Origin of the sequence: Sphingomonas sp. NIC1, from assembly GCF_001638925.1 — a bacterium.
Lineage (GTDB): Bacteria > Pseudomonadota > Alphaproteobacteria > Sphingomonadales > Sphingomonadaceae > Sphingomonas > Sphingomonas aquatilis.
Genome location: NZ_CP015521.1, coordinates 875,534 through 901,626, shown reverse-complemented (window position 1 = coordinate 901,626; position 26,093 = coordinate 875,534). Strand labels below are relative to the sequence as shown.

Here is a 26,093-nt window from a genome sequence, read left to right as displayed (position 1 = left end):
AGTTTCAGGGAGGGGTTCCATGCGCACCGGTCATATCTTCAGTCTGCCTCTGGTTTCGGTCGCGGCGATCGCCGCAGGGATCGCGACGCCCGCCGTCGCCGCCCAGCCCGCGGTCCGCACCTTCAACGTGCCGCGCCAGCCCGCCGCCACGGGCCTTGTCCGCTTCGCGCAGCAGGCCGGCATCCAGATCCTCGCGCCCAGTGACGTCACCCGCGGCCAGACGGTCGAGGCGGTGAAGGGCCAGCTGAGCATCCAGGAAGGCCTGCGTCGCCTGATCGCGACCAGCCGCCTGCGCCTCGTCTCGTTCGACGGCCGTACCGCGGTGATCGCTGCGGGCGCGCAGGGGGGCGCCCCGCGCACCGTCAGCTATGGCGCGCCGCAGGACACGACCGCCGCGCCGACCGGCACGGACCCCACGCAGGTCGCCGACACCGCCGCCGCGGACGACAACCCGCAGAACGACATCATCGTCACCGGCAACACCTCCGACAAGCGGACGCTGTTCAACTCGTCGTCGAACGTGACGCTGGTCAACGCCGCAGACCTGCTGCGCAAGGCGCCGCGCTCCACCGCCGACACGCTTGAATTGGTGCCGGGCGTGTTCGTCGAAGGCACGGCGGGCCCAATCTCGAACAATTATTCGGTGCGCGGCCTGCGTGGCGGCGGCCAGAGCTTCATCACGCTGGAAGAGGACGGCATGCCGATCCTGTACGGCGGTGGCGGTGCGGACTTCTATTTCCAGAACGACATCACGATCGCCCGCATGGAAGCGGTGCAGGGCGGCACGTCGGGCGTGCTGGCGCCGAACGGCGCGGGTGCGACGATCAACTTCATCTCGATGAAGCCCGATCACGACAAGGCGACCGCGATGGTCCGCTACACCGGCACCACCTATGGCGACCTGCGCGCCGACGGCTATTTCTCCGCGCCGATCGCGGATGGCTGGGCATTCAACGTCGGCGGCTATGTCACGTCGCAGCGCGGCGTGCGGCGCACGCCCTTCACCTTCAACGCCTATGACGTGAAGGCGATGCTGGAGAAGCAGTTCGCCGGTGGCGGCTTCGTGCGCTTCACCGTCAAGCATGGCGACAAGCATTTCCCCTATTACGCCGACATGCCGTTCCGCGTCGCGACCGACGGTACGATCAGCAGCGTGCCCAGCCTGGACCTGAAGCGCGACGACGTCGGCGGGCGCGGCTTCACCCAGTTCCTCGTGCCCAATGCGCCCGCGACGGGCCAGAGCCTGCGCCGCTTCAGCTCGGCGGATGGCGTCCACGTCAAGTCGACGACCTATCGCATGGATGTCGAGGTGCCGGTCACCCCCAGCCTGCGCCTGTTCGGCCGTGCGCGCTATCTGGATGGATCGTACGACTTCAACGGCATCTTCCCGGGCAGCGGATCGGGCACGGCGGGCCTGACTTCGGCGGTCAACTACCTCAATCCGGCCGTCTCGCCGCTCGCCGGGCTGACGCCGCTGAACGGATCGACGCTCACCTATTTCCAGGTGGCGGCGGCGCGCTTCCCCAACACTGCGCAATATGGCCTGCGTAACATCCGCACCGGCCAGGTGATCGCCGCGTCGGATACGGCGACGCTGAACGCGCTGAACGGCAACGGCCTGCTCCAGCAGACGGTGCTCAACCACCAGACGCTCGCGACCAAGGACTTCGGCAGCGACTTCGGCGTGAAGTGGGATGCGGGCGGCAGCAACATCGACAATTCGCTGACCGTTGGCGGCATGGTGTACAACGTACGCCGTCGCAATAACCAGTCGGCGGTCGCGACGGTGCTGAACGACGTGCGCAACGATTCCAACGTCTATGACATGGTGGCGCTGAACGCCGGGGGCGGCGTGATCGGGTCGCTGACCAACAACGGCATGGTCAATTACGGCAATTGGGGTCAGGGCCTGTTCAGCGACGAGGTCACGTCGCTGTCGGCCTATTTCAACGACGAACTGACGATTGGCGAGAAGCTGCACATCGACTTCGGTGCGCGCTATGAGCACCAGCACGTCCGCGTCGATATCGGCAATACCGCCGGGACTAACGCGCTCGTTCCGGCCGGCACGCCCGGGATTTACGACAACGTCGGCAGCACGTTCAACGGCCGCTACACGCGCCAGACGGCGAATTACTCCGACTGGGCCTACACCGCGGGCATCAACTACGAGCTGACCGACCACGTCGCGCTGTACGTGCGCGGTGCGCACGGCTTCCAGACCAATGGCGGCGACACCGGCGGCACGCGCAAGCCGACGGGCCTGACGCTGTATGAAGGCGGCGTGCGGTTCAACGCGCGCGGCTTCAACGCCTCGGTCATCGGCTTCCGCACCGAATTCCGCGACCAGAGCTATCAGTTCATCAACCCGGCCAACCCGGCGCAGGCGAGCAACGCGCTGGCGGACAATTTCACCAACGGCGTCCAGCTCAATGCAACGCTGCGCCCGGTGCAGTTCTTCAGCGTCGACGTGCAGGGCGTCTATCAGGACCCCAAGCTCAGCAACTTGCGCTTCGACGGCGTCGCGCAGCCGCAATATAACGGCAACACGCCGGAGCGGACGCCCAAGAAGCTGCTGACGGTGACGCCGTCGTTCATCCTGCCGGGCGGGCTGGGCGAAATCTATGGTCGCTGGAAGTATATCGGCAAGATCTTCGCCGACAGCGGCAACGGCATTGCGCTGCCCGACTATAGCGTCTTCTCGGTCGGTGCGAGCATCGACGCGACGCCGCGGCTCAACCTGTCGGTCAGCGTCGACAATCTGACCGATACGAAGGGCTTCACCGAAGGCAACCCGCGGCAGGGCCAGACGCAGACGATCGTCAACGGCTATTTCTACGGTCGTGCGATCGTCGGTCGCAACGCGCTGTTCAGCGCGACGCTGAAGCTGTGAGGGTGAAGGCGGGGTTGCGGCTGTCGCTCGGTCTGGCGATGGCTTTGGTGCTGACCGGGGCGGGCGCCGCGCCTGCCCAGGTCGAGCATTATGCGGTGCGCGAGGGGCTGAACGTCAACAGCTTCACGCGCGCCGGCCCGGTCGCGGCGCATGTCGTGCTGCGATCGGGCAAGCAACCCCGCCTGCTCGTCGCCTTTCCGGCGGGCAATAGCGGCACCGCTCTCTGGTTCGAGCCGCTGGCCAAGGACGCCGAATGGCGGCTGGAGGGCGAACCGCAACCGGTGACGGTGCGCGACGCCAAGGGGCGCCCGCTGCATGGCGTGCGCTTCGTGGCGACGATCGCGGCGGACCGGCTGGTGCCGCGCCAGGCCGTGCTCTCCAGCATCCGCGTGCTGCGCGACTATCAGGCGCTGGGCAAGGCGCCCGCCGAAGTGCTGACGCCGGCACGGATGACCGGCGACACCATCCGCTGGTCGCGCGATCGGCTCGACGGGGCGGCGGGGTACGACCTCGCGATGCGGGTGACCGGCGGTGCGATCAAGGATGGCGCTATCCTTGCCGGCAAGGACGGAACGATCCGTTTTGCCGTCACCGCGCTGACGGGCGAGACGCCGCTGACCCCGCGCGGCGGCGCGGACCTGCTCAATACCAAGGCCCAGCCCGATCCGGGGGCGCGCAACGCGCTGACTTTCCTCAGCTATGCCGAAAAATATCTGGCGGGGTCGTGGCGCTTCGACACCTATTTCGGGCGCGACACGCTGATGTCCGTCCGGCTGCTAATGCCCGCGCTGCAACCCGCGGCGGTGGAAACGGGGCTGGCCTCGGTTCTCGCCCGTCTGTCGCCGCAGGGCGAGGTGGCGCATGAGGAGGATATCGGCGAGTTCGCCATTCTCGATCATCAGAAGGCGGACGGCAGCCTGTCCGACGTGCCGGTCTATAATTACAACATGGTCGACAGCGACTATATGCTCGCCCCGGTCGCGCGGGCGTGGCTGCTCGACGATCCGCGTGGGCGGACGCGGGCGGCGGCGTTCCTGGCGCAGCGCGTCGGGGCTGAGACGATGGGCGCGCGGATGGTGCGCAACCTGCGCTTCGTGCTGCAGCAGGCGGCACCCTTCGCCAGCGACCCGGTCGCCGCCAAACTGATCGCGCTGAAGCCCGGCATGGATGCCGGCGAATGGCGTGACAGCAACGACGGGCTGGCGGGCGGGCGCATCCCCTATGACGTCAACGCGGTGCTGGTGCCCGCCGCGCTGGATTCCGCCGCGGCGTTGCAGGCGAGTGGGCTGCTCCGTCCCTATCTGGCTGCCAGCGACGCGCGGGCGTTCGCGGGCGCTCGCGCGGTCGCCGATGTGTGGCGTGCCAAGGCCCCGCCGCTGTTCGACGTGACGCTGCCCGCCGCCACGGCACGGCAGGCGGTGAGCCGCTACGCTGGCACGATCGGCGTGCCCGCCGCGCCCGCGCTCGCGGCAATCGGCACTGCGCCGGTCCGCTTCCCGGCGATCGCGCTCGACGCGCAGGGGCGTCCGATCCCGGTGCAGAACAGCGATCCGGGCTTTGCCCTGCTGTTCGAGACGCCGTCGGCCGACGCGCTTCGCGTGATGGCGAGCGGCTTCATTGATGCGTTCCCGGCGGGGCTGCGTACCGGAGCGGGCATGCTCGTCGCCAATCCCGCCTTTGCCGATGCGGCGATCCAGCGGAAATTCTCGCCCAACGCCTATCACGGCACAGTGGTGTGGAGCTGGCAGCAGGCGCTGGTCGCGGCCGGGCTGGCGCGGCAGCTCGAACGGCGCGACCTACCGGCCGACGTCCGCGCGCAACTGACCCGCGCACAATCCTGCCTGTGGGACGGGATCGATGCGACGAAGAGCGTCCAGAGTTCGGAGCTGTGGTCCTGGCGCTATGCCGATGGCCGCTACAGTGTCGTGCCGTTCGGCGCGGCGGGCGCGGATGTCGACGAATCCAACGCGGCGCAATTGTGGAGCACGGTCTATCTCGCGCTGCGCCGACCGACCGGGACAGCGGTGGCCTGCACGGGGTGATGACGCTCGCCGGCACAATCCCGATCGGATAGGCTCGGCGGTATGAGCGACACACGTATTCGCCGCATCGTGATCCTGGGCGGGGGAACGGCGGGCTGGATGACCGCCGCGGCTTTATCGCGCGCGCTGGCGGGGCAGGGGGTCGCCATCACTTTGGTCGAATCCGACGCGATCGGCACGATCGGGGTCGGCGAGGCGACGATCCCAACGATCCACTGGTTCAATCAGATCATCGGCCTGGACGAGCGCCAGTTCATGGCCGAGACTAAGGCGACGGTGAAGCTCGGCATCGAGTTCGTCGGCTGGAACGGCGAGGGCAGCCGCTACTTCCACCCCTTCGGCACGTTCGGGCCGCCGGGCGACGGCGCGATGTTCCTCCACCGCCTGATCCGCGCGCGCGCCGATGGCGATACCGCGTCCACCGAAGCCTATTCGTTGACCGCACAGGCCGCGCGCGCCGGCCGCTTTACGCGACCGGTGCCCGATCGGCGCTCGCTGCTGTCGACGCTGGGCTATGCCTATCACTTCGATGCCGGGCTCTATGCGCGCTACCTGCGCGGGCTCGCCGAACGCGCGGGCGTTACGCGGATCGAGGGTATGGTCGCGTCGGTCGAACGGCATGACGACAGCGGATACGTCCGATCGCTGACGCTGGCGGACGGGCAGGTCGTCGCCGGCGACCTCTTCATCGACTGTTCGGGGCTGCGCGGCCTGCTGATCGGCGAGACGTTGGGCGTGGGCTATGACGACTGGTCGCACTGGCTGCCCTGCGATCGCGCCTGGGCGGCGCCGAGCGCGGCGGAGGTCGGCCGCACGCCCTTCACCCGTGCGACCGCGGCGGAGGCGGGCTGGCGCTGGCGCATCCCACTCCAGCACCGGGTCGGCAACGGCTATGTCTTCGCGAGCCGCTTTCAGGACGAAGAGGCGGCGCGTGCGTCGCTGATTGCCGGGATGGATGGGCCGCCGCTCGCCGATCCGCGACTGATCCGCTTCACGCCCGGCATGCGACGCGAGGCGTGGCGCGCCAATGTCGTCGCGATCGGTCTGTCGAGCGGCTTTCTGGAACCGCTGGAATCGACCAGTATCCACCTGATCCAGAGCGGCATTGCCAAGCTGCTGTCGCTCTTCCCCGCGGCCGATTGCTCGCCGCTGCTGGCGCGACAGTTCAACCGCGTGTTTGGGCAGGAAATGCTCGACGTGCGCGACTTCCTGATCCTGCACTATCACGTGACGATGGGCCGTACCGAGCCGATGTGGCAGGAGCGGCAGGCCATGGCGATCCCGGATACGCTCGCTGAGAAGATCGCGCACTTCCGTGCCTCGGGCCGGATCGTGCTGTCGAGCGACGAACTGTTTCGCGACGCGAGCTGGTTCGCGGTGCTCGACGGGCAGGGGGTGCGGCCGCGCGATCATAACCCGCTGATCGAAGCGGTGGGGCGCGACGACAATCTGCGCCAGCTGGCGGCGTTGCGCGCCGACATTGCGAAGGTGACGGCCACGTTGCCACCTTTGCCGGCGTGATACGCCGCTGATGTTGCGCCTCGTCCTGCGTCGGAACCGTATCCGCGAGCGGCGAGGCCACCCCGTTCCGTGTTGACGGTGTGGCGAACGCGGCGGGCAACGCCGCGCTCGCCACGCGGCTTCTCGGGCGGCTGGCGGATGCGCTCCCCGACCTGCTGGCGCGCTAGGCCGGTCAGCTCGCCGGCGTCGCGGTCTTGCGATAGTCGAGCGGGGGTTTGCGGTCGCCGAGCATCGCCTTGTAGGTGAAGCCGGGGCCGCGGCGGCGGTTGAGCTCGGCCTTGGCCTCGGCGAGGGTCTGCGGGCTGCGCATCAAATCGGCGGCAGTGAGCGCGATCGTCTTCGCGGCGACCGTACCGCCCTTCGCGCCGATCGACATGCCCGATGCGGCGACCGCCTGCCAACTGTGGGCGGGCGTGCCCGGCACCCAGGTCGCCGCACCGAGGCCGATGGTCGGCACCACCCACGACACGTCGGCGACGTCGGTCGATCCGCCGCCATCGCCGTCGGAGATCGGAGCGACGGTGGAGACGCTGTCCAGCGCCCGCTGCGTCGGCAGCGTTGGCTGCAGGCGGCCGGCCCAGGCGGTTTCCTCCGCCGTCCAGCGGGGACCGCCGACGGCGTGCAGGTTCGCATCCATCACCTTGGCCAGTGTCTCGCTCGCCAGCATCGAATAGACGCCGCCGGTCGCCTCGAATTCGGATGTCGTGCCGGTCGCCAGCGCCGCGCCCTCGGCCGCCTTCTGGACGCGCGCCATGACGTCGCGGACGACCTGCGGGTCGGTGTGGCGGACATAATAATAGCTTTCGGCGAAATCGGGGACGACGTTGGGCGCCTCGCCACCATTGGTGATGACATAATGGATGCGCGTCTTCATCGGGATGTGTTCGCGCAGGTAATTGACCGCGACGTTCATCACCTCGACGCCGTCGAGCGCGGAGCGGCCCTTGTCGGGCGCGGCGGAGGCGTGTGCCGACACGCCGTGGAAGCGGAACTTGCCCGAGATATTGGCCTGGCTGGCGCCGGTGCTGACGCCGTTCGAATCGCTGGGATGCCAGTGAAGGACGGCGTCGACATCGTTGAACAGCCCGGCGCGAACCAGATAGACTTTGCCCGATCCGCCTTCTTCTGCCGGCGAACCATAGACGCGGACCTCGCCATCGATCGCGTTCGCAACCATCCAGTCCTTGACCGCGATCGCCGCGGTGACCGACGCCGCGCCGAAGATATTATGGCCGCAGCCGTGGCCGGCGGCCTGGCCGGGAATGGGATCGCGCTTGGTATCGGCGCGCTGGGCGAGGCCGGGGAGGGCGTCATATTCGGCGAGGATGCCGATCACCGGCCCCTTGCCGCCGCGTTTGAAGCTGGCGACGAAGGCAGTCGGCATGCCGGCGACGCCCGGCGTGACGGTGAAGCCGGCGCGCTTCAGTTCGGCCTGGAGCAGCGCGCTGCTCTTCGTTTCCTGATAGCCGACCTCCGCCGCATTCCAGATCGCGAGGGCGGTCTTGGCGAGATCGGGCGAGCGGGCGTCGACGTCGGCAAGGATCGCCTGTCGCTCCGGGGCGGCAATCTGCGCGGTGGCCGGGGTCGCGATGAAAAGGGCGATGATGGGGGCGATGGCGGGGCGGTGCATGGCGGGCATCCTGCTTCGGTGCGTCACTTGACGGGAATGGCGGCGGCGTCGGGGCGGCGGGTGTCGGCGGCGCCGAGGAAGCGGTCGCCCTCGACCATGATCGACTGGATCGAGCCCATCGTGTTCGAGCGACGGACCTTATGGCCCTTCGCCTCGAGCAGCGGCACGATGTCGGGCGAGAAGCCTTCCTCCAGCTCCAGCGCGGCATCGCCGCCGCCCTGATTGATGCGGGGCCGTTCGGCGGCCTCGCTGACGTTGAGGCCATGATCGATGACGTTGGAGAGCAATTGCACCATCGTCGCGATGATATAGCCGCCACCCGGCGTGCCGGTGACCAGCCAGGGGCGGTCGTTGTCGAAGACGATGATCGGTGTGATCGTCGATCCGACGCGCTTGCCCGGCACCGGCAGCGTGGCGCGGCGCTCGGCTGCGGCGCCGCGGCGACCCCAGGCGAGATTGCCGAGCGAGTTATTGAGCAGAATACCGGTGCCCGGTGCGACGACGTGCGCACCATAAGAGGCGGACAGCGTATAGGTGTTGCTGACCGCGTTGCCCGCCGCGTCGGCGACCGAAAAGTGCGTCGTGTCGCGGCTTTCGCACGGATAGGGGTTGCCGTCGGGCACGTCGTCCTTGCCGAGGGCGCGGTCGGGGCGGATCAGCTTGGCGCGCTGCGTCGCATAGCCCTTGCTGGCGAGGCCGATCGCCGGTGTCCGCCAGTCGGGACCGCCGCCCACCAGCCGGCGGTCGGCGGACACGATCTTCATCGTTTCGGACAGCAGGTGCAGATTGGCGACACTGCCCCATTTCTGCGCGCCGACGGGGAAGGTTTCGAGGATGTTCATCGCCTCCGCGACGCTGACGCCCGAAGCGGTCGGCGGCATGTAGGCGATGCGCTTGCCGCGATAGCTCGACCAGATCGGCGTCGAGACAATCGCGCGATAGCCGGCAAGGTCGGCAGCATCGATGACGCCGCCGCCGGCGCGAATGCCCGCCGCGATACGGGTCCCGAGCGGACCGGTGTAGAAGCCGTCGCGACCCTTGGCGGCGATCGTCTTCAGCGTCGCAGCAAGGTCAGGCTGGCGGAACGTCTCGCCAGCGGCATAGGCGGCCCCGTCGGGCTTGAAGAACATCGCCATCGCCGCCGGGTCGTCCGCCATCAGCTTGCGCTGTGCCGACTGGGCCTGCGCCTCGTCATCGGAGAGAATGACGCCCTGTTCGGCCATCGCGATCGCGGGTGCGATGAGCGTGCCCCAGGGTAGCGAGCCGAAGCGGCGGTGCGCCTCCCACAGTCCGGCGACGGTGCCGGGGATGGCGACGCCTTTCATCGACATGACCTTCGTGGCGTCGACCTTGCCGTCCGCGCCGAGCAACAGATCGTCGGTGATGTGGCGCGACGCCTGACTGTAATAGTCGATCGCGATGTCCTGCGCGGGTTTGCCGTCCTTCGCCGCCATGTGGACGAGCATATAGCCGCCGCCGCCGACATTGCCCGCGCGCGGCAGCGTCACCGCCAGTGCGAAGCCGACCGCCACCGCGGCGTCGACCGCATTGCCGCCCTTGCGCAGGATGTCGGCGCCCACGGCGGCGGCGAGCTTGTTCTGGCTGACGACCATGCCGCCGCGGCCGACGATCGGCTTGTGGATCTGGTCGTAGGCGACGATGTCGCCGCCCGATGGCGAGCGGGCCTGCGGCTCTTCCTCCTGGGCGATGGCGAGCGACGGGACGAGCAACAGGGCGAGGGCGAGGTGCCGCACGCGCATCAGAACGACGCCCGGATGTTGGCATACCAATAGCGGCCGTACGGATTGTACAGCGACCCGAGGAAGCCGTTCGACGACAGCGGCGGGGCCGCGTTGGTGAGGTTCCGGACACCGATTCGCATGCGATACTGGCCTTCGCGTCTGTTGCCGACACTGACTTGGCCGTAGAGATTGTACGTCATCTGGTCCTTGATCAACCAAGCTGCGCCGGTCGAATCGATGAGGCCCGTGTCGTCGACGTCACTGGTATATTGGGTGAAGCCGCCGAGCTGGAACCAGCGGTAATTCCACGTCGCGGTCCCCGTCACGCGCCAGCGCGGCTTGCCGTTCTGGCGGACGAGGTCGCCCGCATCGGCGATCGCGGTGCCGGCATTGATCGTGCCCGCCGCGCGCGCGTCGATCAGCTGCTGGATCGGCTGCGAGGGTTCGAGGAAGAAGCGGCCGAGGTAGGCGGCGTTGGCCGACAGCGTCAGGCGCCCCGCGCCAAAGTCCGGCAGTCGCCAGTTGAGACCGAGGTCGAGGCCCGACGCCTCCTGCGGCAGCAGGTTGACGTAGCGGTCGTTGACGAACAGCACGCGGCCCGCCGGTTGCAGGCCGGAGCCGGCAAACAGCGCGATATCGTCCGCGGTCGGCGCGGCGCGCACGACATTGGCGTTGGTTGTGCCCTGTACGCGCGCCAGATAGTCGGCGATCAGCGCATTGCCTTCGCCGAAGATTCCGACGATCCCCTTCTGCTTCACGTTCCAATAATCGGCGGTCAGCGTGATCCGGCCGATCGCGGAATCGAGGAAGTGCGGCTCGAGCACGACGCCCGCGCTCCAGGTCGTGGAGGTTTCGGGCTTCAGGTCCGGGTTGCCGGCGCGCTGCGCGCTGATCGCGAAGGATTGGGCGCAATTGGCGAAGGAGCTGATCGCCCCGGTGCGCAGCTGCGCCTCGCAGCGGACATAGTCGACGCGGGTGTTCGAGCGGGTGACGACGCGCGCGTTGATCTGTTCGAGGTTGGGCGCCTTGAATCCTTCCGCATAGCTGCCGCGTAAGCGGATGCCGCTGACCACGTCCCATGCGCCCGCGATCTTGGGCTTCGCGACCGAGCCGACGTCGCTGTAATGTTCGAACCGTCCCGCCAGCTGGAATTCGAGATTGCGCACCAGCGGCACGTTCATCGACGGGCTGATGACCGGGACGGCCAGTTCGGCGTAGGCGGCGAAGACGGTGCGGCGGCCGCTGGTGTCGGGCGACGGGCTGGTGCCGACGAGGTCCGAGCCATAGGTGATGCCGCTGACGCTGTCGGTGAAGGTCGTCGTGCCGTCGACGCGCGGATCGCGGTCGTCGAGCTGCGTTTCGCGGCGGATTTCGGCACCGAGCGCCAGGCCGAGATTGCCGCCGGGCAGCGACAGCAGACGGGCGTTGGATAGCTTGACGTCCGCCAGCGCCAGCGTTGCCTTGCTGAAGCGCGTCGTCTTGATGCGGATCGCCCGAAGCGCCGCGTCGTTGCTGGGCGTCGCATCGCGGCCCGAGGGCGTGGTGAGGTCGCTGCCGTTGAAGGGGTTGTAGGCATCCGGCGTCGACAGTGCCAATTGGCGCTGGAGCAGCGTCGCGCTGATCCCGTCCGACGTGTCGCGCACGCGCGCTTCCGAATAGAGCGCGGCGCTTTCCCACTGGAAGCCAAGCCAGTCCCAGCGCAGCCCGGCCAGCACGCGATACTGGTCGTTCTCGACGTGGACGAGGTTCGGGCCGGCGTCGGCGACATTGTAGCTCGACAGCGTGACGGCGAGGCCGCTGGCTGGTGCGTTGATGCCGGGCAGGCGGTTGGGGTTGGCCGCACCGTTCAGCGTCGTCGGACCGAAGGGATTATAGTAATTGGTCGCCGGCACGATGATCGGCAGCGAGCTGAGCGTGCCTGACGACGACTGAACGCTGTCGGTCGTCGCCTTGTAATAGCCGGCCTCGCCGAACAGCTCGAGGCCGGGCGTCAGCTCGTAATGGCCGTTGGCGAACAGGTTGATCCGCTCGACCGAGGGGATGATGTACGTGTCGTAGGCCGCGCGCGGATCGAAGCGCAGATTGCGGTCGGCGGCGGCGGTGTTGGTGCCGTCGTCGATGCACAGGCCGTTCTTGAGGCCCGTCGTCGCATTGGTCTGGCAGCCGGTGTTGGTGAGCGGCTGGATGTGGAACTGGCCCGAGGCGTTGGTCAGCACGGTCGTGCCCTGCCGCACCTGGACGTTGCCGACCGTCTGGAACGAGCCCCAGGGCGTGATCGAGGATCGACCGTCGAGCGCGGTCGCCCCGTCGAAGCGCGTGCCGGCAAACAGCGGGCGCTTGTCGTCGGAGGCGGTGTAATCCTGTTCCGAACTGCGCAGCGGCGTGCGGTTGGTGTAATTGGCGAACAGCGTGATGTTGCCGCGGCCCTTGCCGATGTCGGTGCCCACCAGCAGGTTGACGGTGCTTTCGGTCTGGCTGGTGCGCTCGGGGTAGCCGACCTGCCCTTCGATCTGGACGCCGGTGAAGTCGGTGCGCAGCACGGTGTTGACGACGCCCGCCACCGCGTCCGAGCCGTAGATGGCGGCGGCGCCGTCGCGCAGCACCTCCAGCCGTTCCAGCCCGAAGACGGGGATGGCATTGGTGTTGTACGTTAGCACGGGGACGAGATTGTCGTCGGCGCGGCTGGTCGGGTGGTTCACCACGCGGCGGCCGTTGAGCAGAACCAGCGTGTTGCCGACGCCGAGGTTGCGCAGATTGACCGAGCCGACGTCGCCGCGCGCCGCGTTCGAGCTGTTGGGCAAATACGAACTGTTGAACGTGACGTCGCCCAGCTGCGGGATCGAGCGGAACAGCTCGTCGCCGCTGACCGCGGCGGTGGCGGCGATCTGCTGTTCGTCGACGATCGTGACGGGCAGAGCGGCGGTGTTCTTCGCGCCCTTGATCTGCGATCCGACGACGACGATGTCCGATGCGGGTGCAGAGGCGCCGGGGTCGGCGTTGACCGCCGCTTCGACCGCGGCATTCGAGGGAGCGAGGCGTTCGTCGCCCACCTGTTGCGGGGCCGGCGCCGCCTGGACGAAGTTGACGGGCGCGAGCGACGCCGTGTCGACCGGCATCACACGCACGGTGCGCGGTCCGGTGTAGCGCCAGCCGAAGCCGCTGCGTGCGAGCAGCATGTTCAGCGCGGCGTCGGGCGTGTAGCGGCCGGCGATCCGCGGCGCCTGGCGATCGGCGACGGCGGGATCGGTGAAGACGAGCTGCAGCCCGGCCTGCCGCGCCACGCGCATCAATGCCTCGTCCAGACGGCCGGCGGGCACGTCGATCGCAACGATCCGCTGTTCTTTCGCCGCCGCCGCGCTCGGCAACATCATCGCCGTCGCGCATGCGGACAGCAGCAGTCGATAGGCCCTGGTCATGTCGTGTCCCCCCGGATCGGTATCGCAGCTTTCCGCTGCCCCCGATCCTATCGACGCAACGCGGCCACCAATGCGAACCCCATGCACGACATTTCTTTACATTTTCACGTCGCGGGGTTCGCGATCCGCCTGATCCCGCGTCATAGAGGACAGGGGGGACGCACAGACGTGCAGCAGGACGCGAACAACCGGATGGCGCCAGCCGGCGAGGGGGAGGGCGCGACGATCGTGGCCGACTCGCTTGGCGCCTATCGTGCTGCGCTGCGGGCGTTCGTCGCGCGGCGCATCGCCGATCCGCATGAGGCCGAGGATCTGGTGCAGGAAGCATGCGCGCGGCTGATCGCCACCGCACAGCAGCGGTCGCTCGAAGAGCCGCAGGCCTATCTGTTCCGCATCGCCGCCAATCTGATCGCCGATCGCGGCCGCCGCGGGCTCGTGGTGGTGCCGCTGACCGACGAGATGCATCCATCGATCGCACCGCGACAGGAAGAGCGCCGCCGCGTCGTCGACCTGCAACAGGCCTTGGAAGCGGCACTCGCCGAACTCAGTCCGCGGGCACGCACGATCTTCGTGATGCGCCGCTTCGACGAGATGGGGACGGGCGATATCGCCCGCGCGCTGGGGATCAGCCCGCGCATGGTGCAGAAGCATCTGACGCATGCGGTCAGCCACCTCTACGCCCGGCTGGGGCATCTGCGCGAGGTGACGCCGTGAGCGATCGTCACGATCTGGGCCGGCGCCGCGATGCGGTGTTCGATGCGCTGCTCGGCGAGCGGGCCGACGATCTCCACCCCGACGATCGCGCCGAGGCCGCCGCCTTCTGGGACTGGCTGGGCGAACAGCCTCGCCCCGCGCCGCTGCGCGACGTGCCGCGCCGGCCGGCGTGGATCGGGTGGGCGACGGCGGCGGCGCTGGTGCTGACGGTCGGCGCCAGCACGCAGCCGTGGCTGGCGGATGGCGACACGCATGCGCCGCTGACCCGCTATGTCGCCGGGCGGGCGGAGCGTAAGGTCATCCGTCTGGACGATGGCTCCACCGTGATCCTGGGCGCCCAAAGCGCGCTGACGGTCAGCTTCACGGCAGACCGGCGTCGCTTGGCGCTGGAGGGGGGCGAGGCCCTGTTCCAGGTGGCGCACGACACCAGCCGGCCGTTCGTCGTGCAGACGCCGTTCGGCGCGGTGACCGCGGTCGGCACCGCCTTCGACGTGACAATCGGTCGCCGGGCGGCCGATGTCGCGGTGACCGACGGCACGGTCCGCGTGACGGTCGCGGTCGATGCGCGTGATGAGGGCACGCCGGTCGCCAAACTGGCGCGCAAGGGCGAACGCGTGGCGTTCGGGACGATGGAACAGGGCGGCGCGCGCATGGGCTTCATCAGCCAGGCCGAACCGGTCGGCGTCGCCGATGCCGACGCCTGGACGCGCGGCCAGCTCGTCTTCCACGGCGAGCCGCTGGAGGAGGTGATCGACGCGGTCAATCGCTATGCCGTCCGTCCCGCCGACGAACTGTCGCTGACCGATCGCAGCGCCGCGCGCACGCCGGTCTTTGGCATCGTCGATCAGGGCGATCCCGCCGCGATCCGCGATCTGATCGATCGTCCGGAGGCCGTCGCACCGCGTCGCGACGGAGCGATGGCGCCGCGGTGATGCCCGCTAACGCGGTGCGCCGGTGGAGGCGCGGATCGCGAGCGTTGCGGGAACGATGAGCGGTTCGGTCGAGGGTTCGCGACCCGCCTTGTCGGCGATGACGCGCTCGACGGCGTTGGCTGTGACCTCGGCGATCGGCTGGACGATCGCGGTGAGCGGCGGGTGAACGAAGCGGACGATCGGCGTGTCGTCGAAGCTGACGATCGACAGGTCGGCGGGAACGTCGAGGCCGCGTTCGCGCGCCAGTTCCAGCGTGGCGAGCGCCATCTGGTCGCTGCTCGCGACGATCGCGGTCGGCGGGGTCGCACCGTCCAGCAAAAAGGTGGCGGCGGTGCGACCGGATGCGAAGCCGAAATCGCCTTGGGCGAGCAGGTTATCGGTCGAAAGCCGCGCATCGGCCATCGCCTGGCGCCAGCCATCGACGCGCCAGCCGCTCAACGCATAATCGTCGGGGCCGGCGATGAAGCCGATCCGTTCGTGGCCGAGGCCGATCAGATGCTCCGTCGCGAGCCGGGCGGCGCCATCCTCGTCCATCGCCACCGCAAAGCCGCTGCCGGGCTGGCGCGAGCCGATGCGCGCGAAGCTGATGCCCTGCGCCTCGAGTAACTGCGTGATCAGCGGGTTTTCCGAATGCGGCGGGGTCAGGATGACGCCGTCAGGTTGCAGCGCGGCGATGGCGCCGAGGAGCTCGCGCGCGATATGGTCGCTATGCGTGTCGATCAACTCGACCATCAGGCGATAGCCGTGTTCGGCACAGGTCAGCATGCCGCCGAGCAGCATCTGGTCGACCCAGTCGGTGCCTTCGCGATTGCGCCAGCCGGCGATGGTGCGTTCGCGATCGTTGAGCGCGACGATCAGATAGGATCGCGACCCCGCCATGCGCTGCGCCGCGATCGAGGGGACGTAGCCGAGCTTGGCGATCGACGCCTGTACGCGCTCCATCATCTCGGGCCGGACGTTCGGCTCCTTGTTGATGACGCGGCTGACGGTCTGGAGCGATACGCCCGCGTCGGCGGCGACGTGGCGGATCGTCACCGCCTGACGACGGCGGACCATCAGGCGGGTGCCGCGCCGCAATAGCGCGCGACATAATCGGCATGGGCGGGCAGGCCGCGCACCGTCGTCGCGACGCCTTGGCGCAATCCGCCGAGGAAGCGGGCGAGTTCGTCGTCGGGCAGCTTGGCGGCGATCGGGTGATGGGTCTGCGGCACGATGCCCTGGCCCAGCATCACCTGGATCCAGCTGTTTTCCGCGAACAGTTCGTCGTTGCGGCGGAAGACGCGGCCGGTCTCGCGGAACAGGCCGATCTTCTGGGCGAGGCTGTCGGGGATGTCCATCGCGGCGCACTGACGCCAGAACGGGGAATCGCGGCGTTCGGTGACCTTGTAATGCAGGATCAGGAAGTCGCGGATCTGATCCATGTCGGTCAGCTGCTGGTCGTTGAATTCGGCGATGTCGTGCGCCGAGATCGCCCCGGCCGGCGGCAGCAGGCGAATGAGCCGCAGGATCGCGCGCTGGATCAAGTGGATGCTGGTCGACTCCAGCGGCTCCATGAACCCGCCCGCCAGACCGATCGCAATGCAGTTGCGGTGCCATTGCTTTCGCCGCGCACCGGTGACGAAGCGCAGGCGATTGGGTTCGGTCAGCACCGCGCCCTCGACATTGCCGAGCAGGCGATCGAGCGCGGCGTCCTGCGACAGATAGCGGCTGCAATAGACGATGCCGTTGCCGACGCGATGCTGCAGCGGGATGCGCCACTGCCAGCCGGCGTCATGCGCCATCGCGCGGGTGAAGGGGACGGGGGGGCGCACGCTTTCGGTTTGCACGGCGATCGCCGCGTCGCACGGCAGCCAATGCGTCCAATCGTCATAGCCGACGTGCAGCGCCTGTTCGATCAGCAGCGCGCGAAAGCCGGTGCAGTCGAGGAACAGGTCACCCTCCACCCGCGTGCCGTCGTCCAGCACCAGCGCGGCGATGTCGCCGCTCTCGCCGTCCAGGTCGACACGGGCGATCTTGCCCTCGATCCGCGTCGCGCCGTCGCCTTCCGCCATGCGGCGCAGGAAGCGGCCGTACAGTGTCGAATCGAGCTGGTAGGCGTAGCTCATCCGGTCGTCGGGTAGATGCGCGAACTTGCCCTCGCGCGCCGCGACCAGTTCGAGGCAATGGTCGTCGTAGGACTCGGTATGGCCGCGTGCCTGGCCGTCGAGCCAGAAATGCTGGAAGCCGGCGGCCCAATGGTCCTTCCCCGTCAGGCCGAAGGCGTGGAAGTAGCTGTCGCCGGGGCCCTTCCAGCCGTCGAACTGGATGCCCAGTTTGAAGGTCGCCTGCGTCGCCGCCATGAACTCGGCCTCGTTGATGCCGAGCAGCCGGTTGAAGGTGATGAGCGGCGGGATCGTCGATTCCCCCACGCCGACGGTGCCGATCGCATCGGATTCGACGAGCGTGACGGTCGCGGTGCGGCCGAGCGTGCGGGTGAGGGCGGCGGCCGCCATCCAGCCGGCGGTGCCGCCGCCGGCGATGACGATACGGCGCGGAGTGACGGCGTTCATCGGCTGAGCGCCCGCAACAGATAGGCGCGCAGTCGCGCGGCGAGCTCGGGGGTCATCGGGTCGAGCACGCCGCGGCCCCCTTCGGGGATATGCGCCGTCACGGCGTCGTCATTGTCGAAGACGTAATAGTCGAACATGTCGCGCCAATGGGCCTTCTGGTCAGCGGGAAGGTCACGGATCGCCATCAGCGCGTGGTTGAGCGCCTCCTGCGGCTGGCCCATCCAGCGCGGCGTCTGGCGCCACCAATAGTTCACCAGCACGTTGAAATCGTCCAGCCCCTCGACATGGTGCCACCATAAAGCCGGGATGTAGAGCGCGTCGCCGGGCGCCATCTCCACCATTTGCCCATGCGCCATCGCCTCGGCGAAGCGCGGATGGCGGGCGAGATCGGGGTTGTGGAGATCGACCATGCTCACCGCGCGGCCGGCGGGGGTGTTGTCGACGGGGCCGAGATGGAGGTTGCGGAACTGGTCGCGCGGGAACAGCGTGAAGCGCCGATGCCCGACGGCGACGACCGCAAGATTGTCCGGCACGTCATTGTGTGCGGCGATGCGCGTGCGCGTGCCCATCCAGATGCTGGCGAGCGGTTCGCGCGTCCCCAGATCGATATGGTTGGCGGCATGCAGCCCGTCGAAAAACTGGTGCATGTCGATCGAGGCGAGATAGACGGCGGGCGCCTCCGCCTGTCCGGCGAAGGAGGCGATGCGCGCGAAAATCTCGGGCAGTTTCGCATCGAACGTGCGGAAGTTCATCGCCATCGCGGCGTCGTAGAACAGGCGCCCGCCGCTGCCCGGCTGGCCGACCGCGACGGTGAAGGGGCGGTCGCGATGATGGCGCAACAGATAGTCGCGCGCGGCCTCCGCCGATTGCAGGCCGGCGCGGACCAGCGGCCAGTCGCGCGCCAGCCCGCGCACGACGAAGGGCGTGTCGGCCGTGCGCAGCCGCGCGTCGAGATCGGCGGCGTCGGCAACCGTGACTTCGGGCACGGCGGCAAGGCCGGCCAGCGGCCCCGGATCCGCCTCAGCCATGGGAGAGGCGGCGGTTGCGGCGCTCCACCAGATCGCCGAGGTGCGCCAGCGAGGCGATCGCCATATACATGGGCTCCAGATGGCCGCCGGCGTGCAGGTCGGCGAGTGCCGCTGCGTCGAGCCCGGCGAGCCGATCCTCATCGATGATGTGGAAGCCGACCAGTCGGTTGCGGGCGCCGTCGTCCAGCGTCACGTCGAGCGTGAAGGGTTCGAGCAGGTCGTAGCGTTGGAGCGCGGCGAAGAAGGCGGGGGCGGCGCGATAGCCTTCGTCGAGCATACCCAGCTGACCGGCGATGCGATCCAGATAGGGGGTGGGCTGGCCCAGCTCGTCGAACAGCCGCGTGCCCTCTCCCGTGGCGCTGATCCGGGGGGAGGAGAGGTCGATGTGGACCTGCCCCGGTCCCTCATGCGTGGCACTGCCGCCGATCAGGAACGGCTGTATCTCCATCGCCAGCGGGCGATAGCGCGCATCCCAGCGATCGCCGTCGAGGAACAGGTTCTCGCCGTTTTCGAAGCCAAACATGGCGAGCGCGGTGAAACGGTCCCGCGTGTCGCTGAGCCGGAACAGGATGGGGTAGGTGCCCTGTACCGAACGAAATTCGGTGGGGACGGTGATGCAGCACATCTGCGCGTCGCCGAGGGCCGCATCCCGCTCGGTACGGATGGCGAGATCGCGGTGCGCCTCCGCGGTCAGGATCGCGTGCTGGCTGGTCATCGAACGCACCACTCTTGGTCAAAATCTGGTCGTAGGCAGGGGTGCCGTCCCTGCACGAAAAAAGCCAGCCTTCTCTGGAGGGAGAAGGCTGGCAGGCCCGTGGGGGACTTAGAAGGTGAAGCGGGCGCCCGCCGAGTAGCGCGCATCCTGCTTGGTCACGAAATTGATGTTGCGGTCCGAGCGAAGGTGGCCGCCGCGATTCTCGCCGAGGATGTTGATCCCTTCGGCAAAGATCGTGACGCGTGGCGTGATCGCATAGCTGATCGTGCCGTCGAGCTGACCATAGGTGTTGACGTAGACCGGGTTGGTGCCCGCCGCGGCCAAGAACCCCTTGCGCCAATTGTAGGCCGCACGCGCGTTGATGCCGTATTTGTCGAAGAACAGCACGGCATTGGCGCTGTCCGACAGACCCAGCACCGCAAATTGCGCAACGCTCGAGGGTTTGGTGTTGTCGTACTTCTGGTTGCTGTTGACGATCGTGTAGTTGAGGATCGTGCCGAAGCCGGTGTTCCAGAAATTGTGCTGGATCGCGAATTCGAAGCCATCGATCGCGGCGGTCTGGCTGCTGTTGAACGGCGTCGAGACGATGAAATTCACCAGCGGATCGTTCGCCTGCGCGATGATCGTGCCGTTGACCACCGAGCCCGGATAGTTGGTGCCGATGTAATCGCGGATGTTGGCGAAGGTCAGATCCTGGCCACGCGCGGTAAGAGCGGCGACCGCCGCCTGATAACGGGGGCCGTTGTAGGGCGTGGTGATGCCCGGGATCGTCGTGTTGACCTGCGTCGTGCTGATGTAGTTCGACACGTCCTTGTGGAAGTAGCCGACCGAGATGTAGCTGTCGCGGGTGTAATACCATTCCGCCGACAGATCGATGTTCTTCGACTTGTAGGGCACGAGGTTGGGGTTGCCGACCGCACCGGTGCCGCCACCGACGCGGAACAGCTGGTCGATCCGGCGACCGCCCTGCAGGCTGCCGTAATCCGCACGGGCGATCGTATGGCTATACGACGCACGCAGCTTGACGTTCTCCAGCGGCTGGAAGTCGAAATCGACCGAGGGCAGCCAGTTCTCGTAATTGCCCTTGAACGTCGTGAAGCCGCTACCCTGGAACAGCACGTTGAATTCGTTCTGCGAATTCTGCCGCGCGCCGACCGGCGTGGGCACGAGCGCAGACGCGGAAACGTCGGTATGTTCGTAGCGCAGCCCGGCGATCAGGTGCGCGGTGCGCGAGAACAGGTCGAACTTGCCGTTGAACTGAGCATAGGCCGACATCGTCTTTTCATGGACGCGCGAATCGGTGTTGTACGGGATCAGACACTGGCCGTTGCCACCGCAGATCTTGTACGCCTGGTCGAGCAGCTTGACGACGCTCGGCAGGTCGAAGCTGTAGAACGACTTGATGATGTTAGGGTCGTTCGCGCCGCTGATCCCGGAGAACTTATCGGGGATGCTGGTCAGCTTGAACAGATTGTCGGGCAGTAATGCCGCCGCCGCGGCGCGCTGCGCCGGGCTGTCGCCGCCGGTGCCGCCCCAGGTGTCGTTCTGCAGGACGCTGTAGGCCGAGCGCACCTTGTTGTCGGTATATTCGGTGCCCCAGTCCAGGCTGTCCATGAAGCCGTGGCCGTGGTCGTAATGGCCGCGCACCATGATCTGGTTGATCTCGTCGCGGAAATAGGAATTGCGGAACGCGTTGCCGGTGGGAACGATATTGGCCGCATTCAGCGGATCGATGCCCGAATACATGTTGTACGAGATCACGGGCAGTTCGTGATCGAAGTTCAGCGTCTGGTTCTGGACGCCGAAGACGGCGGTGCCGACCGAGTTGCTGTTGCCGTACGGGCTGTTCGGCTTCGATTCGGCAGTGGAGTGATGCGCATCGAGCGTCATCGTCACGCCACCCGGGGCGTTCCACGTCAAATTGCCGCCAAGCGACTTGTTTTCGTTGCGCACCGACGTCTGCGACGCCGAATAGGCCAGATCCTTGGTTTCGCCCGAGCCGAAGCGTTCGGTGTAAAAGATCGGGCCGGCGACCGGGCCGTTGGTCCACGCACTCAGCGTGTCGTTGTGGTTGTACCAGATGCCGACGCTATTGTCGCGAATGTCGATCGTGTTGCGTGCATAGGTGTAATCGATCGTCGCGGTCAGATCGTCGGTCGGGCGGAATTGCAGCACCGCCTGGCCGTTGATGCGCTCGCGCCGGCCATTGATGACGTCGTAGCCGCCGTTCTGCGGCACCTGATACACGTCGGTGGCCTTGGGCCGGTTGGTGATGTTCGCGTAGCGCGGGTCGCCCGGCATCGCCAGCGACGCCCAGTTGTTCTCGTTACCCAGATAGCCGTCGCGCCAGCCGATGTTGGCGCTGTTCGAACTGAAGTTACGGCGCTGGTAGGTGCCGTTGATCAGGATCCCGATCCGGTCGTCGGCGAACGTATCGGAAATGATGCCCGAGATTTCGGGGGTGACGTCCTTGCGGCCGTTCTGCGAGGTGTCGACGACGCCGCGCGCCGCGATCGACCCGCGCAGGCCGGGCTTGTCGAGCGGACGGGGGGTGCGGACGTTGACCGTCGCGCCGATGCCGCCGGTCGGAATGCTGGCGCGACCGGACTTGTAGACCTCCAGCGCGGCCACGCCTTCGGACGCGAGCGTGGCGAAGTCGAACGCGCGCGAACCCGGCGCGCTGTTGCCGTCGCCGATGAACGACGTCGGCATCTGACGGCCATTGAGGGTGACGAGGTTATAGTCGGCGCCGAAGCCGCGGACGGTGACGAACTGGCCTTCGCCGTTCGACCGGTCGATCGACACGCCGGTGATGCGCTGCAGCGATTCGGCGAGGTTCGTGTCGGGGAACTTGCCCATGTCTTCGGCGCTGATCGCGTCGACGATGCCCTGGGCGTTGCGCTTGATGTTGACCGAATCGCGCAGAGACGCGCGGATGCCGGTGACGACGATGTCGCCGTCCGCCTGGCCCGCGGTGCCGTCGGCGGTGGCGGGCTGCGGATCGGTCTGCGCCGGGCCGGTCTGGCCGACGGTGGCGGCAGCATCCTGCGCCGCGGCGGCAGCCGGCAGCATCAGGGCGGCGGTCGAGACGCCGATAGCGAAGTGCGAAAGCAGGCGAGCATGGACGCTGCGCATGGAAATCCTCCCCAATAACAAAAGGGCGCGGTTGTCGCCGCACTTCTTGGGAACGTTCACTCGTGCAAAGGCCCGAATGTGTCAAGACGTGTCCGGGGTGGGCGATCCGCAATTGTGAACGTTCTCTGGACAGGCTGGCAGAAATGCAACACAAGCGGCCAAAATCGGATATTCGGGAGGATGACGGTGACGAAGGCAAGGATGGCCGGCGGGCTGGCGACGATCGCGCTGGTCGCAGCGGGCATGACCGCACAGGCGCAGGCGCAAACGGCACAGGCGGCTTCGGCAAGACCGCAAACTGCGGGGAACGACGAAACACGCGGGCCGTCGTCGCCCCGTGCCCGCGCCGACCGGATCGTCGCGCGGATGACGCAGGCGGAGAAGCTCGCGCTGGTCCACGGCCTGTTCCCGCCGATGGCGGCGGGCAAGACGCCGAACGAACTCATCCCCTCCGCCGGCCATATCGACGGCATTCCGCGTCTTGGTGTGCCGCTGGTGCGCGAAAGCGATGCATCGCTCGGCGTCGCCAATCAGGTGGAACAGCGCAAGGGCGACGTCGCCACCGCGCTGCCCTCCAGCCTCGCCACGGCGGCGAGCTTCGATCCCGCGATCGCACAGGCGGGCGGCGCGATGATCGGGTCGGAGGCGCGCGATAAGCGGTTCAACGTGCTGCTGGCGGGCGGCGTCAATTTGACGCGCGATCCGTGGAACGGCCGCAACTTCGAATATCTGGGCGAGGATCCGCTGCTCGCAGGCACGCTGGGCGGCGCGCATATCGCGGGGGTCCAGTCGAACAACATCGTCTCGACGATCAAGCATTTCGCGCTCAACTCGCAGGAGACTGGCCGCATGGTGGTCGATGCGCGGATCGGCGAGGCGGCACTGCGCATGAGCGATCTGCTCGCCTTCCAGATCGCGATCGAGAAGGGGCATCCCGGATCGGTCATGTGCGCCTACAATAAGGTCAACGGCGACTGGGCGTGCGAGAACAAGCATCTGCTGACCGATGTGCTGAAGCGCGACTGGAACTATCCCGGTTGGGTGATGAGCGATTGGGGCGCGGTGCATTCGACCGTGAAGGCGGCCAATGCCGGGCTCGACCAGGAATCGGGCCAGGAACTCGACAAGGCGATCTATTTCGGCGCGCCGCTGGCCGAGGCGGTGGCAAAGGGCAGCGTGTCCGAGGCGCGGCTGGACGACATGGTCGCGCGCTATCTGACCGGCCTGATCGAGACGGGCGCGTTCGACCGGGCGGTGCCCGCACGCGCCGTGACCCCCGATTACGCCGCGCATGCGCTGGTCGCGCAGCGTACCGCCGAGGCGGGCATCGTGCTGCTGAAGAATCAGGGTGACCTGTTGCCGATCGCGCGCACCGCCAAGCGGATCGTCGTGATCGGGGGCAATGCCGATGTCGGCGTGCTGTCGGGCGGCGGGTCCAGCCAGGTCCGGTCGGTCGGCGGGGCGCCGGTGGAGATTCCGCTGTCGACCGGCGGATCGGCGTCGTTCGCGCGGATCACCTATCACGCCTCCTCGCCGCTCGACGCATTGCGCAAGGCGCTGCCGGGGGTGAAGGTCGATTGGGTCGACGGGCGCAATTTCAACGCGACCCTGGACGCCGCGCGCTCGGCGGACCTCGCCATCGTGTTTGCGACGCAATGGACGACCGAGGCGGACGACGTGCCCGACCTGCATCTGCCCAACCAGCAGGACGCGCTGATCGCGGCGATCGCGGACGCTCAGCCCAAGACGATCGCGGTGATGGAAACGGGCGGCCCGGTGCTGATGCCCTGGATCGCTAAGGTCCCCGCGGTGGTGCAGGCCTGGTATCCGGGGCAGCGTGGCGGCGAGGCGCTGGCTGCGATCCTGACGGGCAAGGTCGCGCCGTCCGGACGCCTGCCGATCACCTTCCCGGCCGACTCCTCGCAGCCGCCGCGCCCGCGGCCGGTGGGCCTCGACACAATGACCGACCTGCAGGCGGCGGCAGCGGCGAACCCGGCGGCGGCCTCCAATTATCAGCTGCAAAGCTTCCCGGTCGAGTATGTCGAGGGCGCCGATGTCGGCTATCGCTGGTATGAGAAGAAGGGGCTGAAACCCCTGTTCCCGTTCGGCCATGGCCTCACCTACACGCGCTTCGCCTATAGCAACCCGGTGGTGACCGGCGGCAAGACGCTGAGCGTGACGTTCACCGTGACCAACGTCGGACGGCGCGAGGGCGTGGACGTGCCGCAGATGTACGTCGCGCGCGACGATGGTGCGACGCCGATGCGGCTCGGTGCCTTCACCCGCCTCGCCCTGAAGCCGGGCGAGACGCGGCGCGTGACGCTGACCGCCGAACCGCGCATCGTCGCCGATTACGACACCGGACTGCCCGGCTGGCGGATCGCAGGCGGGCGCTATCGGGTCGCGCTGGCGCAGGATGCGGCGGATCGCACGATGGTGTCGACCGCGACGCTCGAAGCGCAGACGATGAAGCCATAGGGCACGGCCGCTGACGTGGATTGCCGGGCGGCGCAAAGGAGCGCAGGGGAGGGCGATGGCGTCCCGATTTCCCTTCCGCTCGCCCGGCTTCCTCGGGGCGGTGGCGCTGGCCAATGCCGGTGGCGTCATCGCCTATCTGCCGCTGCTGACGCTGCTGCTGCCGCTCAAGGTCGAGGGGCTGAGCGGTGAGGCGCGGATCGGCGTCTTTACCGCCACGGTGTTCGCCGGTGCCATCGCCGCCAGCCTATCGAACGTGCTGTTCGGCTGGCTCAGCGACCGATCGGTGGCGCGCGGCGGCGGGCGACGGGCGTGGATGGCGAGCGGCGTGGCGGCGACCGCGGCGAGCTATGGCGGGCTGATCGTCGCCGCGACGCCGCTCGCACTGGTGGCGGCGCTCGTCGCGTTTCAAATCGCGGTGAATGCGCTGCTCGCGCCGATGATGGCGATCATGGCGGAAGAGGTGCCGGACGGGCAGAAAGGCGTCGCGGGCGGCCTGTTCGCGCTGGGCGGACCGCTCGCGTCGATCGTTTCGACCGTGCTGGTCGGGCAGGCGACGCTGACGGAGGCGGCACGGTTCGCGATCCTGCCGGCGGCGGTTGCCGCCTGTATCGCGCCGCTCCTGCTGGCCCGCGCCCGCATCGCGGTGGCGGATCGCGATCCGCGTGGCGACGTGCGCGCGTCGCGTCGCGACCTGATCGTCGCGGGCGTGGCGCGCCTGTTCGTCCAGATCGCCGGGGTCGTGACGCAGACCTATCTGCTCTATTATTTCGAAAGCATCGTGCCGGCCGGGGAGCGGGCGGGCTTGCCCGGCCGGATCGGGCACCTGCTGACGATCGCGTTCATCGTCCCATTGCCCGCGGCACTGATCCTGGGCCGTCTGTCCGACCTGACGCGGCGTAGGAAGCCAGCGATCCTGCTGGCCGCGCTGATCGCGGCGGCGGGGCTCGCCGGCATGGCGCTGGCGCGGGGATGGCCGGCCGGGGCGGCGGCATTCGTCGTCTATACGCTGGGGTCGTCAGTGTTCGTCGCGCTCAACGCGGGTGTCGCGATGCAATTGCTGCCCAATCCACGCCATCGCGGGCGCGACCTGGGCCTGCTCAACCTCGCCAATACCTTGCCCTCCTTGCTGGGGCCGCCGCTCGCCTGGGTCTTTGCGACGCCGCATGATTTCGTCGGCGTGATGCTGGCGCTGGCCGTCCTGGCGGTGGGCGGCGGGCTGACGATGCTGTGCGTCCGAACGGAGCGATAGCGGATCGGCGGTGACGGCACAGGCGGAGACCGGGATGCCGGTCTCCGCC

At 67.9% G+C, this 26,093-nt stretch carries 15 protein-coding genes; 7 read left to right on the top strand and 8 right to left on the bottom strand.

Features of this window, described 5'->3' with window-relative positions:
- Positions 1-19: 19 nt before the first annotated feature.
- From A7E77_RS04355 to A7E77_RS04345, 3 genes are read left to right on the top strand one after another with little or no spacing between them, the layout of a single operon-like run.
- On the top strand, positions 20-2,893 hold the full coding sequence (locus A7E77_RS04355; protein ID WP_063686151.1) for a TonB-dependent receptor domain-containing protein: 2,874 nt from the start codon (positions 20-22) through the stop codon (positions 2,891-2,893).
- On the top strand, positions 2,890-4,935 hold the full coding sequence (locus tag A7E77_RS04350) for a hypothetical protein (protein ID WP_063686149.1): 2,046 nt from the start codon (positions 2,890-2,892) through the stop codon (positions 4,933-4,935). The genes A7E77_RS04355 and A7E77_RS04350 overlap by 4 nt, the downstream gene beginning before the upstream one ends.
- Before the next feature lie 42 nt (positions 4,936-4,977).
- A complete protein-coding gene (locus tag A7E77_RS04345) occupies positions 4,978-6,456 on the top strand; it encodes a tryptophan halogenase family protein (protein ID WP_063686147.1) in 1,479 nt (492 codons plus the stop codon).
- A 172-nt stretch (positions 6,457-6,628) separates the two neighbouring features.
- Here A7E77_RS04345 and A7E77_RS04340 read toward each other — a convergent pair whose 3' ends face one another.
- The 3 genes from A7E77_RS04340 to A7E77_RS04330 are packed head-to-tail and all read right to left on the bottom strand — an operon-like array spanning position 6,629 to position 13,244.
- On the bottom strand, positions 6,629-8,086 hold the full coding sequence (locus tag A7E77_RS04340) for an amidohydrolase (protein ID WP_078462330.1): 1,458 nt from the start codon (positions 8,084-8,086) through the stop codon (positions 6,629-6,631).
- A 23-nt stretch (positions 8,087-8,109) separates the two neighbouring features.
- Positions 8,110-9,846 carry a gamma-glutamyltransferase gene (ggt, locus tag A7E77_RS04335; protein ID WP_063686143.1) on the bottom strand — a complete coding sequence of 579 codons (1,737 nt, stop codon included), beginning with the start codon at positions 9,844-9,846 and terminating at the stop codon, positions 8,110-8,112.
- Positions 9,846-13,244, bottom strand: coding sequence for a TonB-dependent receptor (locus A7E77_RS04330; RefSeq protein WP_063686141.1), 3,399 nt, complete (start codon positions 13,242-13,244; stop codon positions 9,846-9,848). The genes ggt and A7E77_RS04330 overlap by 1 nt, the downstream gene beginning before the upstream one ends.
- Positions 13,245-13,325: 81 nt before the next feature.
- Here A7E77_RS04330 and A7E77_RS04325 point away from each other — a divergent pair, with 81 nt between their 5' ends.
- Positions 13,326-13,958 (top strand): RNA polymerase sigma factor, encoded by a 633-nt coding sequence (locus A7E77_RS04325; protein ID WP_226341844.1) that lies wholly within the window; start codon positions 13,326-13,328, stop codon positions 13,956-13,958.
- Positions 13,955-14,890, top strand: a complete 936-nt coding sequence (locus A7E77_RS04320) for a FecR family protein (RefSeq protein WP_063686140.1) — start codon at positions 13,955-13,957, stop codon at positions 14,888-14,890. The genes A7E77_RS04325 and A7E77_RS04320 overlap by 4 nt, the downstream gene beginning before the upstream one ends.
- Before the next feature lie 6 nt (positions 14,891-14,896).
- Here A7E77_RS04320 and A7E77_RS04315 read toward each other — a convergent pair whose 3' ends face one another.
- From A7E77_RS04315 to A7E77_RS04295, 5 genes are all read right to left on the bottom strand, one after another.
- Positions 14,897-15,946 carry a LacI family DNA-binding transcriptional regulator gene (locus A7E77_RS04315; RefSeq protein WP_192930014.1) on the bottom strand — a complete coding sequence of 350 codons (1,050 nt, stop codon included), beginning with the start codon at positions 15,944-15,946 and terminating at the stop codon, positions 14,897-14,899.
- Entirely contained in the window at positions 15,946-17,439 is a 1,494-nt protein-coding gene (locus A7E77_RS04310; RefSeq protein WP_063686136.1) for a tryptophan halogenase family protein, read from the bottom strand. The genes A7E77_RS04315 and A7E77_RS04310 overlap by 1 nt, the downstream gene beginning before the upstream one ends.
- Positions 17,436-18,467: a cupin-like domain-containing protein gene (locus A7E77_RS04305; RefSeq protein WP_063686134.1), complete on the bottom strand. Its 1,032-nt coding sequence runs from the start codon at positions 18,465-18,467 to the stop codon at positions 17,436-17,438. Before A7E77_RS04305 ends, A7E77_RS04310 begins: the two co-directional genes overlap by 4 nt.
- Positions 18,460-19,182, bottom strand: a complete 723-nt coding sequence (locus A7E77_RS04300; protein WP_063686132.1) for a SapC family protein — start codon at positions 19,180-19,182, stop codon at positions 18,460-18,462. The genes A7E77_RS04305 and A7E77_RS04300 overlap by 8 nt, the downstream gene beginning before the upstream one ends.
- Before the next feature lie 108 nt (positions 19,183-19,290).
- Positions 19,291-22,317 (bottom strand): TonB-dependent receptor, encoded by a 3,027-nt coding sequence (locus A7E77_RS04295; protein ID WP_063686130.1) that lies wholly within the window; start codon positions 22,315-22,317, stop codon positions 19,291-19,293.
- Between the two features lie 201 nt (positions 22,318-22,518).
- On the opposite strand from A7E77_RS04295, the gene A7E77_RS04290 reads away from it, so the two are divergent.
- Complete coding sequence (locus A7E77_RS04290; RefSeq protein WP_063686128.1) at positions 22,519-24,795, top strand: beta-glucosidase; 2,277 nt, start codon at positions 22,519-22,521, stop codon at positions 24,793-24,795.
- Between the two features lie 55 nt (positions 24,796-24,850).
- On the top strand, positions 24,851-26,044 hold the full coding sequence (locus A7E77_RS04285; RefSeq protein WP_063686126.1) for an MFS transporter: 1,194 nt from the start codon (positions 24,851-24,853) through the stop codon (positions 26,042-26,044).
- Positions 26,045-26,093: the final 49 nt, after the last annotated feature.

Excerpts from the sequence above, each read along its gene's own strand:
- A7E77_RS04315 (WP_192930014.1), bottom strand. The coding sequence starts at position 15,946 with ATGGTCCGCCGTCGTCAGGCGGTGACGATCCGCCACGTCGCCGCCGAC.
- A7E77_RS04290 (WP_063686128.1), top strand. The coding sequence starts at position 22,519 with ATGGCCGGCGGGCTGGCGACGATCGCGCTGGTCGCAGCGGGCATGACC.
- A7E77_RS04305 (WP_063686134.1), bottom strand. The coding sequence starts at position 18,467 with ATGGCTGAGGCGGATCCGGGGCCGCTGGCCGGCCTTGCCGCCGTGCCC.
- A7E77_RS04340 (WP_078462330.1), bottom strand. The coding sequence starts at position 8,086 with ATGCACCGCCCCGCCATCGCCCCCATCATCGCCCTTTTCATCGCGACC.
- A7E77_RS04330 (WP_063686141.1), bottom strand. The coding sequence starts at position 13,244 with ATGACCAGGGCCTATCGACTGCTGCTGTCCGCATGCGCGACGGCGATG.
- A7E77_RS04295 (WP_063686130.1), bottom strand. The coding sequence starts at position 22,317 with ATGCGCAGCGTCCATGCTCGCCTGCTTTCGCACTTCGCTATCGGCGTC.
- A7E77_RS04325 (WP_226341844.1), top strand. The coding sequence starts at position 13,326 with ATGCACGACATTTCTTTACATTTTCACGTCGCGGGGTTCGCGATCCGC.
- A7E77_RS04345 (WP_063686147.1), top strand. The coding sequence starts at position 4,978 with ATGAGCGACACACGTATTCGCCGCATCGTGATCCTGGGCGGGGGAACG.
- A7E77_RS04355 (WP_063686151.1), top strand. The coding sequence starts at position 20 with ATGCGCACCGGTCATATCTTCAGTCTGCCTCTGGTTTCGGTCGCGGCG.
- ggt (WP_063686143.1), bottom strand. The coding sequence starts at position 9,846 with ATGCGCGTGCGGCACCTCGCCCTCGCCCTGTTGCTCGTCCCGTCGCTC.
- A7E77_RS04300 (WP_063686132.1), bottom strand. The coding sequence starts at position 19,182 with ATGACCAGCCAGCACGCGATCCTGACCGCGGAGGCGCACCGCGATCTC.
- A7E77_RS04310 (WP_063686136.1), bottom strand. The coding sequence starts at position 17,439 with ATGAACGCCGTCACTCCGCGCCGTATCGTCATCGCCGGCGGCGGCACC.
- A7E77_RS04285 (WP_063686126.1), top strand. The coding sequence starts at position 24,851 with ATGGCGTCCCGATTTCCCTTCCGCTCGCCCGGCTTCCTCGGGGCGGTG.